The organism is Desulforamulus putei DSM 12395 (assembly GCF_900129195.1).
GTDB classification, from domain to species: Bacteria; Bacillota; Desulfotomaculia; order Desulfotomaculales; family Desulfotomaculaceae; genus Desulfotomaculum; species Desulfotomaculum putei.
In genome coordinates this window covers 17,576-29,600 of sequence record NZ_FQUY01000010.1, presented here as the reverse complement: position 1 = coordinate 29,600, position 12,025 = coordinate 17,576, and the positions used below count along the sequence as shown (strand labels likewise).

The window sequence follows — 12,025 nt, the reverse complement described above, 5'->3', positions numbered from 1 at the left end:
GCTTAATCTATTTTCATTGCCAGAGGAAAGGATAAAGGGACTAAACAGAACTGAAAAATTGTATTAATTTAAAAGACAAAGAAACCTTTTGTCTTTTTTTGCGTCTTATTGCTTGGATCATATTAATTTGTCAGAGAAGGAAGGTTTTTAATTTGGCCAAAAAGGGTAACGGATCCAGGTTACTGTTCCTGGCGATTTTCCTGGGTATTGCTGCTTCACTGACAGGCGCAGTATTCTGCGGCTTGACTTTCCAACTGCGGAGCGCCGAGGCAAAGCGTGTCCCACCCGGGGTTTTTGTCGAGGGTATTGAGCTGTCAAACCTGGAAAGGCAGCAGGCTACGGAGAAGTTAAATGAACTTGAACAGGCCTTGATGAATAAGCAAATACAGCTGAGATATCAGGACAAATCCTGGCCCATGACGCTAAAGGAACTTGGCTTTACGGTAAACGTTGAGGATGTTCTGAACCAGGCCTTACAAAATGATGTCAATTTCTTGTTGAGACATATACAAGCATACTTTCACCCGGTAAAAAGAGAAATCACCCTTTCCATAGGATTGAACAAGGAACAATTGGCTTCCGCCCTGGCCCCCGTTGTACGGGCCATTGAGCGACCAGCCATCGATGCAAAACTTGTGATTTCAGACGACGGGCGAGTAATCATGGTACCCGACCAAAAAGGTCTTAAGGTAAATCTGGATCAGGCTTATACAGAACTTCTTAATACCGACATTCGTCAGGCAAATATTCAACTAAACCTCAAAGTGGATGAGCTAAAGGCTGGGAAAACCCTGGCGGATATTGAGAGGTTGAGAATAAATGGCAAAATAGGAGAGTTCACCACCCATTTTGATGCCAAGAACATAGACCGGACCGTCAATATTCGGACCGCTGCCAACCGAATCAACGGCGTCATACTGGCACCGGGCCAGGAATTTTCTTTTAACAAAATCGTGGGAGAACGGACAAGTAAAGCCGGCTATCGCCCGGCGGCAGTGATTGTGGCCAATAAATTCGAAGAAGCTTTAGGAGGCGGGATTTGCCAGGTTTCCACCACACTGTACAATGCTGTCCTGCTAGCCAATTTAACCCCTGTGGAACGCCATAACCACTCCCTTGCCATCGGTTATGTTCCATTGGGACGGGATGCAGCGGTGGCCTGGAACCAGCTAGATTTTAGATTTAAAAATACGCTGCCCGGACATGTATACTTGCGAACCGTCGTTAGAAGTGGTTCTATTACCGTTCAAGTTTACGGTGACACCGCAATCAAGAAAGACGTTGTTGTGCGCAGCTGGGTTACCGAGACCATTGTGCCGGACCAGGTTATTAAAGAATTTGATCCCACCCTGCAGCCGGATGAGGAAGTGTTAGTTTCACCGGCCTATGCAGGTTTCCGGGCCAAGGCGGAAAGAATCATTAAGGAGAACGGCGCCGTGATCAAGAAGGAAGCATTGCCGGACAGTTATTATCACCCGCGGCCTAAAGTTGTTAAAGTCGGGCGGAAAAATGAAGAAGAAAAGCCTCAAGATGCAAAGGCCAATTTACAAACTCAACCCAATCAACCCCGGAACAATATTGTCGAAACTGAATATTAAAAGACATGAAGGCCACCGGCAGGTGGCCTTCATGTCTTTTAATAACCGTTGGTTGGATAAAAAAGGAATCCTGTGGCACCTCCTCGGAGAATCTGTTAGAATAGAAAGTAAAACCTTAAGGGATTTGGTAACAAATTTAAGAAATGCAATGTCAATATTTGTCGTATAGGAGGAATTTATGTCAAGAAACATTGGGATTATCGATCTGGGCTCCAACTCGATACGACTGATTTTGATGAAGATCGATGAGAACGGTTCCTATAAACTGCTGGACGAGATAAAGGAAACCGCCAGAATCGGTGAGAACATGGGGCCCGAAAGGGTTATCAAAGGGCCGGCCGTTGATAGGGCCGTTCAAACAATAAAACTGTTTCAGAAGTTTTGCCGGGCCAACAGGGCTGACAGCGTGCATGGTGTTGCCACCGCCGCCATTCGCAACGCGGTGAACGGCGGTGAGGTACTGGAAACCATTATGAAGGAGACCGGAGTATACTTCCGGATCCTTTCGGAAGAAGAGGAAGCCCGCTATGAATATCTGGGTGTTGTTAACAGCATGGAGTTTAACGATGCCTTGCTTGTTGATATCGGCGGTGGCAGCACAGAGTTGATTTTATGCCGGGACAGAAAAATTGTGCACTGGGCAAGCCTCCCATTTGGCGCTGTCAATCTCACGGAAAACTTCTTGCCTTCACCCGCACCCCAACCCGCTGAAATCAAACAATTGGAGAAGTATTTGAAAGATCAATTTTCTACCATTCCCTGGCTGGAGTCCGCCCGTGGTTTAGAAATCATCGGGATTGGCGGCACCATACGGAACCTGGGGCGTATCGACCGGAAACGTACCCGTTACAGTCTCAACTTATTGCACAACTATAGGATCCATGCTGAACGAGTCAAGGAAATTTATCAGCACCTGCAAAACACAACAGTGGAAGAGCGCAAGGCTGTTCCGGGTCTGTCCAAAGAAAGGGCGGACATCATTTTAGGCGGTGTGGCAGCAATTTCCAAACTGCTGGATTACACAGGGGCGCCGGGTATTCGTATCAGCGGCGCAGGGCTGAGGGAGGGCGTTTTCTACGAATACCTGTTCAAGAATTGGCCCTATCCCGTGGTAGACAATGTAACCGAACATAGCGTGCAAAACTTTATGGATCTCTATCAGGTTCGACGGTATCATGCAGAGCACGTGGCCAAACTTTCCCTTTCTTTGTTTGACCAACTGCAGCCGCTGCACGGTTACGGCCTCTGGGAACGTAAAATTCTTCGCATTGCAGCCCTGCTACACGATGTGGGGAATGTGGTCAGCTACTACAACCATCACAAACATACCATGTATGTACTGTTGAACGCCCGGCTCAACGGGCTTTCCCATCGGGAATTGGTATTGGTATCCCTGGTGGCGGCCTGTCATGACAAGATGGATCTTAAATTTAAACTTCAGCAGCATTCCGATATACTGTTTCCCCAGGACGGCAATCTGGTCCGCAGGTTGGGCGTCTTTATTCGTATGGCGGAAAATTTGGACCGCACCGAGGCAGGTGTGGTGCAGGATGTCATTTGCACCATCAAGGAAAAAGAGGTACAAATTGATTGTGTTACCACTGAAAACGCAGATTTGGAAATCCGGGAGCTCTATAAAAAAGTGACCAACTTTAATAAAGTTTTTGGGATAAAATTTAAATTTCCCAAGGAATAAACATGAGCGGCAGAACAAGATAATACGGAAGCAGATATAGAAAAGCAACCCCCTGAATATGATAATGGTAGGGGAATGCCGAAAATACCACTCATGAGGAGATCAATTAGAAAAAACCTCTTAACGAAGACTGCGTTTCCGTAAATATAAACCAGAAACCGGCGAAACAACCGGTCACTGGACGATATGAGGAAACAGGCAACGAGTACGGCCGTTCAGGGAATGATTAACTGACCATGAGTGAGGTTTTGGTACAGGAGAGGGGTGAATGCCTCCGGATGTGGTTGATTCTTTGTTTGTTTGTCATCCTGGCCTGGTGTGTTAGAACGGTGCTGAAAGAGGTTAAAGAATTTTAGCCAAGATAATCAATTGCGGGGCTCCCGCAATTTTTTTATGTCTTTAAAGAAAGGGATTATGATACCGGAAGTCTGTCAAAGTACAGGAAGGTATTAAGAACCTGAAAGGAGAAGTATCCTTGTAACATAAAACAAACAAGGAAGGATCAAACATGAACTTTAAGGTTGCCAGCTTTAATGTAAATTCCATTCGCAGCCGTAAAGAAATACTGCTGGAATGGCTGCAGGAAAACAAACCGGATGTCATCTGCCTCCAGGAGACCAAGGTGATGGATGCGGATTTTCCCGAAGAGTACTTCAAACCAGCTGGTTATCACGCCCTCTACAAAGGACAAAAATCCTATAACGGAGTTGCTACCCTGAGTCCCCACCCAATGGTTCTGCTAGACAGCCACCTGGGAGACATCGCCGAACCGGGAGAAGCCCGTTTGCTGGCTGTGTCTGTGAAAGGGATTCCTGTCATCAACACTTACATCCCCCAGGGACAGTCCCCGGATAGTGAAAAATTTAAATACAAGATTGCCTGGATCAAAGCCCTGCGGGACTACTTCGACCGCAACTTCTGCCCGGACCAGCCGGTTCTCTGGATGGGCGACTTCAACGTAGCCCCGGAACCAAAGGATGTCCACCACCCTAAGCAACTGCTGGGCAAAGTGGGCTTTCACCCGGAAGAACACTTGGCCCTGCAGTATGTGAAAGAGTGGGGCTTCCAGGACGTATTCCGCCTCCACCAACCGGAGGGCGGCCAGTTCACCTTCTGGGACTACCGCATCCCCAAAGGACTGGAACGAAACCTGGGCTGGCGCATCGACCACATCTGGGCCACCGCCCCCCTGGCCGAGCGCTCAACCAAAGCTTGGATTGACATGGAACCCAGGCGTAAAGAAAAGCCCTCCGACCACACCATTATCGTAGCGGAATTTGATTTGCCACCCGAACTAAGAATTTAACATTGCTTTTTAGACATAAAGCAACTTTCGCCAGCCAAAAATAGAATTTAAAAATATATAATTTGTCTGTTGACTTTTAATATGGCATTAGCTATAATAACATTTGTCGACAGGGCAAGCTGCTCTGCAAGACAAGTGTATAGACCGGGGCGTAGCTCAGTTTGGGAGAGCGCTACCTTGGGGTGGTAGAGGTCGCAGGTTCAACTCCTGTCGCTCCGACCAGTAAGTACAAGGGTTTGCAGAAATGCAGACCTTAATTTTTTGCATTGGTACAGCAAACGGTACAGTAACCGATTTTTAAAAAGAAAATCCTCTCAGTTTTAAGAAGATGCTTGATCAATAGCAGCCCGGGCCCGCAACCGCAGGGTCGGGCCGGACCGGGTACGGGAGCCGGGGAAGAACGAAGAAGCGACCCAACTGAGTTTCTTCGACGCGGCCGAGAAAAGCCGGCGGCAGGCCTGGGAAGAGGATCCCCTGACCTTTGCCCGGGAGGTAGTCCACAATGAATAACAAAACTACCACACCATTCGACCGCGACCAGGACCTGCCGTTGTTCGAGTCTGCCGGACATCAGGAAGTTTTTACCCGCCTGAAGCTGATGGTTGAAAATCATTAATGTTAATCCATATTATGGAAAACATTTCATAAATGTTACACCTGAAAAGGGGAAAAATAAAACTGCCAGTAGGCAAAAAAATCTACTCTCCGTTAGAAGACCCGGGTTCATAAAACCTGGGTCTTGGCATTGTTATACAACTTTTTCCAGCTGCTATAGACAGGCTTTCCCTTGATTCAGAACAAATGTTTGGTGTATAATAGGGATATATAACCGAATAAATGTTTGGTGATAACAATGTCCAGGACCATTTTGTTATGTGATATGAACAGTTTTTTTGCTTCTGTTCATCAGGCCATGGATCCAGGTCTGCGGGGAAAGCCTGTCATTGTGGGAGGGGACCCGGCCAAAAGAACAGGTATTGTTTTGGCGGCCAGCTATGAAGCCAAGAAACAATATGGCATTAAAACCGGTATGATTGTCACGGAGGCCCGGGCCCTTTGTCCCCATGCTGTTTTTGTTTCACCTTCCCATAGGGACTATGCCGCTTTTTCCAGCCGTATCAATAATATCCTCCGGGATTTCAGTGACCTGGTGGAACCTTTCTCCATTGACGAAAGTTTTGTCGATGTTACCGGCTGCCTGAAACTATTCGGCAGCCCCCTGGAGATTGCCCGGAGAATCCAGAGCCGAATTAATGAGGAAGTGGGGGTGGGGGTCAATATCGGCATCGGACCTTCCAAGCTGGTGGCGAAAATGGCGGCTGAAATGGAAAAACCCAATAAAATCATTGCCCTTACGTTGGAGGACTGGCCCCACAAGGTCTGGCCGTTGCCGGTGAAGGAACTGTTTGGGGTGGGATCCCGCATTGGGAGATGGTTAAACCAGATCGGCGTTAAGACCATCGGGGATCTGGCGGCCCTGCCAGTGGACTTGTTGAAAAAGAGGTATGGTCTGGTGGGGGAGATTCTGCACTATTCCGCCCATGGTATTGACTACAGTCCAGTGAACCCTGGTTCCCTGGATGTGATCAAGAGTGTGGGCAACCAGGTTACACTACCTAGGGATTACCGGGGTTATGACCAGATAAAGGTGGTCATTGTCGAATTAGCCGAAGAAGTGGCCCAGCGAGCCCGCAAGGCAGGTTGCCTGGGCAACAGGGTGAGCCTTACCATTAGGGACCCCAACCTTTTTACCGAGACCCATTCCAGGGTGCTGCCTGCTTATACCGATATTACCCGGGAGGTTTACGAAATGGGAATGTTTTTGCTGAAAAAATACTGGGATAAGGACGTGAAGGCCAGGTTGGTGGGACTGACACTTTCGGGATTGGTCAGAATACAGGAGAGGCAAATGGACCTCCTGTCCCAACGGGAGAAGCAGGAGAAGATTGACCGGGCTACGGATTTAATTCGTTCCCGGTGGGGGCAACACAGCATTAAGAGGGCGGTGTCCCTGACAGACTGCGGGGTTTACTATGGACGATAAAGTAAAGAACTATTATAAAAATAACTTTCTCTTTGCCGGTCACCGGATGGTTATGCCCCAGGCCGGGGAGAAATTTCAACATTCCTGCAGCCAGTGTAAATATTTTGTCAAGGTCATCGGGCGGCAGGAAACCCGCAGGGTGTGCCTGGCCAGGGTAAAGGCCTATCAAAACAGAAGCAAAAGGGTGCCGGACAGTATTGAAATTGTTGAATTGATGTTGTTGCTGGGAAAAGAAGCATTAGAGAAACTGCTGGGGGAAGGCGGCCAGTACCAAATGGCCTGTGGAGCCTTTGAACGAAAAATCTAGAGCAAACCAAAAAGATTTCGGGGTTTCGTTTCCTTGTTAATAAAGATAAGTTACCATATGGTGGTAACCATCGGATACAGTTACTACTATATAATGGACTTTTTAGTATATAATATGATAAAATATATAAAGTAATCCAAATATATTATTGTAAAGGTGAAATTAATGAGTGATTTTGTCGAATCTACCAGGAAGGCTGAAATTACAATACGTCTCTCGGAATTCGAGGTTCCTCCCATGCAAGATGTATTGATTGTGGGCAGGAAGGCTCCCATAGGACCGGAAGCTGCCAGAAGAATGGTTGATATTTTGTCTCCGGAGCAGTATGAAATAGTTGAGATAGAGCACCCGGTTATTGAAGCGATTGTAATTAGAAAGTCATTGACTAACATGATCACAAAAGACAGGCTTATTCCTTTAATTCTGGATGAAGGGGGGAAAGTTGCTAACGAGTCTACAATTATTAAAGCACAATTAAATATTGTGCTTCAGGTTAGCAAATCTATTGATTTATGATTTCTTGTGTTTCGAATATTATGATAAAAAAAATAAATACTGTCGATGCTTATGACGGTATCTGCAAAGCAGAAAGGATTATGGATGAAAATAATATCAACTGCATTCCCGTCATGCACGATGGAAAGCTGGTAGGGGTATTGACCTCCAGGGATATACGAAAAACCCATCCCAACAGAATTGTTGCCGACGCCATGACAAAAAAGGTTATATCAGTTACACCAGAGACCTCATTATGGAAAGCAAAGCAGGTATTTGAGGAAAATAAAATTGAGACGCTCCTGGTTAAAGAGAAGGATAGCTTGGTGGGGTTGGTTACCAAAACCTGTCTTTATACAGAGCTTGGTAAATACTATGACCCTCTTACCGGGCTTTACCGAAGCGAATATATATATCATATGGGTATGGAGCTTTTAGAAAAAGGTTTTGAAATATCTGTAATATTTATCGACCTTAATGAATTCGGGCAAATAGACAAGGAATTCGGACATGCACAAGGGGATCTCATATTAAAAGAATTAGGAATGCTTTTGAAAAGTCATTCTCATGGAGATACCTATCTTTGCAGGTTTGGAGGAGATGAATTTGTCGTGCTTACGCAATATAACCTGGATAAATGTATGGTATTGGCAGAAATATTATTAAAAGCAATCTCTACCCATAAATTCAAAAATAATATTAATGTTACTGCTTCGGCCGGTATTGCAGGAGGAAGGCGGCAGGACGCAAGGGCACAGAACCCCAGGGAAACGGTAATGGACCTTATAAATTTAGCCAGCCTGGCATCAACAAAAGCGAAGAAGGAGAAAACAAAACTGGCTGTAGCAGACGGATTTTTTCAGAATGAAATAGCTTGTGGAAGTGCATAGAGTACAATTATTGACTATGATTTGTGACTGTAGTGGCTTTAACTTAAGGACATTGTTTGCGACAATTAACTAATAATTTTTTTGTAATATGAGGGGTATTTCATGATACCCCGGTTTTTCATTTTAAGGCAATGCCTCTGTCAACGGCTTCATAATTCCCATGATTATATACCATCACGAAAGATTTGACGGGACCGGTTATCCCTGCGGACTAAAGCGCTTCCGCCAGGTTTTCGGTGGACATCTCGATATCATACAAGTGATCTCTTTTGTAACAGTCAGGAAAGTAAAGGAGTTGAATTAATAAATAAATGGAAAGTGCTAGGCATTTCAGTGTTGTTTTTTTATGTATGACTATGTAATATAAGAAACAATGGACAAAATAGGTAAGGAATTGTTTCTTACAAAAGGAGGAACTTTTGTGACCACGCATCCTAAAATTAAAATAATTGAACCCGTCGGTGGCAGTATAGGTACCATCAAACCAAGAAAGGCCAAAGAAACCGTAGGAATTATTCTGGAACACCCGGATTTTGAAGTCCCCTATCAGGCTATCCATCCCAACAACCGGATTGCTGCGGCACACACCGGAAAATTTGAATATCGCTGGGAGTACAATAAAGAGGAGGACGCCTACCTGCTTTACCTGGCTTTTACCGACGGTGTAGGCTTTGCTATCAAATTTGCCAGAAACAAAGCCGGGCAGATTCTGGAGAAGCTGCAGGAACTTAATAAAAAGTCTCCTATGTTTGGTCTCATTTTAAGATTCAAGGAACACCATAGCCCCGATATCTTTGAAAATTCCATATCCATGATCGGGCTGGAGTTTGATAAGGACCCCGCCGCAGGCTGGCCTCAACAGCAAACGAACCGGGATTTTTGATCCCGGTTCGTTATTTTTTCCTGCTGATGTAAGGGGCCAGGATAATGAAGACAATAGCCATGAGAATGCTGTAGGCCCAGTCAATATGACCATAAAGGAGGTGCTGGGTAACAGAACTGCCCACCAGTACGATGGAGCTGATGATGGCGCTTTGTTTATCGATTTTCATGGGGTTACCTTCTGGTTTCTTCGATGAACAAATTATTTAGACGGGTTTTGGAGATGATGTGGTATACGCCATCCTGGGCTTCGATCTGTCTGACCACACCGCTTTTGAAAGCCTGAAACTCTTGTACCTCTTTGTTTTGCTGCTCAAGGATATTGATCATTTCATTGATTTTTTGTCTCAGTTGTTGAAACTGAGGGTGATCCCCCAGGGTTGCTGCCAGTTCATGGGTCAGCAGGACCGTGCTGGACATGAGCTTGGTGACTTCATCATCCCCGATATAGATGAAAGTGGTGGGATCCGTCAACTCTTTGCCCCGCTCTTTTACTTGAATGGTGCCTTTTTGTTCCAGTTTGTCCAGAGCATCCACCACGATGGCGGGCAGCAGCAGGCCCATTTCGTCAGCAATTTCGGCTATGCTTTTTACACAAATACCGTCAACGGACTTATCCCGAATAAAATTGGCCACCCTTGTCAGCAGCCCTTTGGAGATTCTGCGGGGTTTACAGCCGCAGGCGTTGTTTTCGGTCATGGCAATACCCTCCTACTAAAACCATCTTTCATAATTAAACCAGACAAACTTTTCACTGTAAATATATAACCACGATGTTTTATGTTATGTCAAATAGGCAGCATGAAATGAACTGGATAACATAAGAAAATTTAATGGTTAAATAACAACTGGTTAATGGTATTGTCAGGTTTTATTGCTAAACTGCTGCTGGGAGGTAGAGAAGATGACTATTTCATCCATGGAACAGTTTATCAATGTGTTTGGCAGGCACCCGGTGGCTGTTTACCTGGAGGACCCTGGATTTTTTTGCTCCAGAGACTTTAGTTACCCGGATGAATTTATCGACCATGTACTGCTTTTGGCAGAAACCTATTGTAAGACCTTTCGAGAAGATTGCCATCGATAAGTAAGTATAATGTAAGAAACAGGTAATAAACAGTTCGTAACAGTGTATTATAATATGGGGTATAACTTAGTTATTATTTTGAAACGGAGGAATAAAAATGAAACACCAGTTACCTGCCTTGCCCTATGATTATAATGCTCTGGAGCCTTACTATGATGAGCAGACCGTAAGATTACACCATGACGCCCATCATAAAGCCTATGTGGACGGACTGAACAATGCCGAGACCAAACTGGCTGAAGCCAGGGAAAAAGGAGACTTCGCACTGATTAAACACTGGGAGCGGGAATTGGCTTTCCATGGTTCCGGCCATATCCTGCATACCATGTTTTGGGAGAACATGAGCCCCAACGGCGGCGGCCCCGCCACCGGGCCGGTGGCAGAAGAAATCAACAAATCCTTTGGCAGCTTTGAAGCCTTTAAAAAGCAAATGTCCGCTGCCGCCGTGGCGGTGGAAGGTTCCGGCTGGGCCCTGCTGTGCTACAATCCCATGTTTAAAAAGCTGGAAATTCTAACGGCAGAAAAACACCAGAATCTGACCCAATGGGGCGCTGTTCCCCTGCTGGTCCTGGATGTCTGGGAGCATGCCTACTACCTGAAGTATCAAAACAAGCGGGCGGCCTTTGTGGAGGCCTGGTGGAACCTGGTTAACTGGGAGGACGTCAACCGGCGTTTAGCCGATTGCCTGAACAAGTAACGATAAGATAAAATGAAATGCGGCAGAGACACTGCCGCATTTATTATGAGGTTGCATGTAAGGGCAGATTTTTTACCTGAATGTTATCCCGGATCCAGAGGGCGCGGATCACCTTTTCCACTTCCTGCTGGTTACCGCTGGTGAAGAATTGCTCTGTGCCCGGGGGGCCTTCCTTCACTGCCAGGTTGTTTTCATCTAATACCTTACTGACCTGTTTGGCCACGGCGGCGCCGGTGTCGATAACCGCAACGCCGGGGCCGGCCAATCGTTCAATCAGGGGACGTAAAAAAGGGTAATGGGTACAGCCCAGGACGATGGTGTCTGCTCCCTGTTCCAGCATCGGTTGGAGAAAACCTCTTAATACCCTTTCTGTCTCCGGTTCCTCCAGCTTGCCACACTCTACTAACTCCACCAGGCCCGGGCAGGGCTGGGTGATGACCCTGGTATTTTCGGCATAGCGCTTTACCAGGGAAGCAAAGCGGTCGCCGGTAATGGTCACACCAGTGGCCAGTACGCCGATTTTGCCGTTACGGGTGGCGGCGACGGCAGGTTTAACGCCCGGTTCCATTCCCACAATGGGTGCGGCAAAAAGTTTTCGCAATTCCTCCAGGCCGGCGGAGGAGGCGGTATTACAGGCCACCACGATCAGCTTGGCGCCCCGGGATAGGAGAAATTCTACAATGGCCCGTTCACGCTGACGAATGATTGCCGGGTCTTTTTCTCCGTAGGGACAGTAAGCAGAGTCCGCATAGTATATCAGGTCTTCCATAGGAAGCAACCTGCGAATTTCCCTGGCGACCGATAATCCACCTACACCTGAGTCAAATACGCCTATGGGTTGCCGTTGGGTCAAGAAAATCACCTCGAGGTTGGTAAATGCTGTAATTCATTATACTCTCCTGTTTACCTGGAAGCAAGCCAATCATTTTTACCAGAGAAACCATTCTTATCTATAATAAAATGAAATAGTTGACAATGCTTGTTGTTTTTATAACAAAAAGTTATGTAAAGCCTAAAGGAAAG

13 protein-coding genes and 1 tRNA gene are annotated in these 12,025 nt (G+C 46.2%); 11 read left to right on the top strand and 3 right to left on the bottom strand.

Going from position 1 to position 12,025, the window contains the following annotated elements; all coding sequences use genetic code 11:
* Positions 1-152 precede the first annotated feature (152 nt).
* From BUB67_RS08135 to BUB67_RS08090, 9 genes are all read left to right on the top strand, one after another.
* Positions 153-1,598: a VanW family protein gene (locus BUB67_RS08135; protein ID WP_084127678.1), complete on the top strand. Its 1,446-nt coding sequence runs from the start codon at positions 153-155 to the stop codon at positions 1,596-1,598.
* Between the two features lie 178 nt (positions 1,599-1,776).
* The gene (locus BUB67_RS08130; protein ID WP_073238497.1) at positions 1,777-3,294 is read left to right on the top strand and encodes a Ppx/GppA phosphatase family protein; all 1,518 of its coding nucleotides are present in this window, start codon (positions 1,777-1,779) and stop codon (positions 3,292-3,294) included.
* A gap of 508 nt (positions 3,295-3,802) precedes the next feature.
* Entirely contained in the window at positions 3,803-4,600 is a 798-nt protein-coding gene (xth, locus tag BUB67_RS08125; protein WP_073238494.1) for an exodeoxyribonuclease III, read from the top strand.
* A 145-nt stretch (positions 4,601-4,745) separates the two neighbouring features.
* A tRNA-Pro gene (locus BUB67_RS08120) sits at positions 4,746-4,822 on the top strand.
* Between the two features lie 631 nt (positions 4,823-5,453).
* Entirely contained in the window at positions 5,454-6,644 is a 1,191-nt protein-coding gene (locus tag BUB67_RS08115) for a DNA polymerase IV (protein ID WP_073238491.1), read from the top strand.
* The gene (locus tag BUB67_RS08110; RefSeq protein ID WP_073238488.1) at positions 6,634-6,951 is read left to right on the top strand and encodes a hypothetical protein; all 318 of its coding nucleotides are present in this window, start codon (positions 6,634-6,636) and stop codon (positions 6,949-6,951) included. Before BUB67_RS08115 ends, BUB67_RS08110 begins: the two co-directional genes overlap by 11 nt.
* A gap of 165 nt (positions 6,952-7,116) precedes the next feature.
* Positions 7,117-7,467 (top strand): hypothetical protein, encoded by a 351-nt coding sequence (locus BUB67_RS08105; protein WP_073238485.1) that lies wholly within the window; start codon positions 7,117-7,119, stop codon positions 7,465-7,467.
* Positions 7,464-8,336, top strand: a complete 873-nt coding sequence (locus BUB67_RS08100) for a diguanylate cyclase (RefSeq protein ID WP_073238482.1) — start codon at positions 7,464-7,466, stop codon at positions 8,334-8,336. The genes BUB67_RS08105 and BUB67_RS08100 overlap by 4 nt, the downstream gene beginning before the upstream one ends.
* 421 nt (positions 8,337-8,757) lie before the next feature.
* Entirely contained in the window at positions 8,758-9,219 is a 462-nt protein-coding gene (locus BUB67_RS08090; protein WP_073238478.1) for a hypothetical protein, read from the top strand.
* Positions 9,220-9,229: 10 nt separating this feature from the next.
* Here BUB67_RS08090 and BUB67_RS16395 read toward each other — a convergent pair whose 3' ends face one another.
* Together BUB67_RS16395 and BUB67_RS08085 are read right to left on the bottom strand one after the other, a co-directional pair.
* Complete coding sequence (locus tag BUB67_RS16395) at positions 9,230-9,388, bottom strand: hypothetical protein (RefSeq protein WP_159431819.1); 159 nt, start codon at positions 9,386-9,388, stop codon at positions 9,230-9,232.
* 4 nt (positions 9,389-9,392) lie between these two features.
* A complete protein-coding gene (locus BUB67_RS08085) occupies positions 9,393-9,917 on the bottom strand; it encodes a hypothetical protein (RefSeq protein ID WP_073238474.1) in 525 nt (174 codons plus the stop codon).
* 205 nt (positions 9,918-10,122) lie between these two features.
* On the opposite strand from BUB67_RS08085, the gene BUB67_RS08080 reads away from it, so the two are divergent.
* Entirely contained in the window at positions 10,123-10,305 is a 183-nt protein-coding gene (locus BUB67_RS08080; protein WP_073238471.1) for a hypothetical protein, read from the top strand.
* 97 nt (positions 10,306-10,402) lie between these two features.
* A complete protein-coding gene (locus BUB67_RS08075; protein ID WP_073238468.1) occupies positions 10,403-11,002 on the top strand; it encodes a superoxide dismutase in 600 nt (199 codons plus the stop codon).
* Positions 11,003-11,045: 43 nt separating this feature from the next.
* Here BUB67_RS08075 and murI read toward each other — a convergent pair whose 3' ends face one another.
* Entirely contained in the window at positions 11,046-11,855 is an 810-nt protein-coding gene (gene murI, locus BUB67_RS08070) for a glutamate racemase (protein WP_073238685.1), read from the bottom strand.
* Between the last annotated feature and the right edge of the window lie 170 nt (positions 11,856-12,025).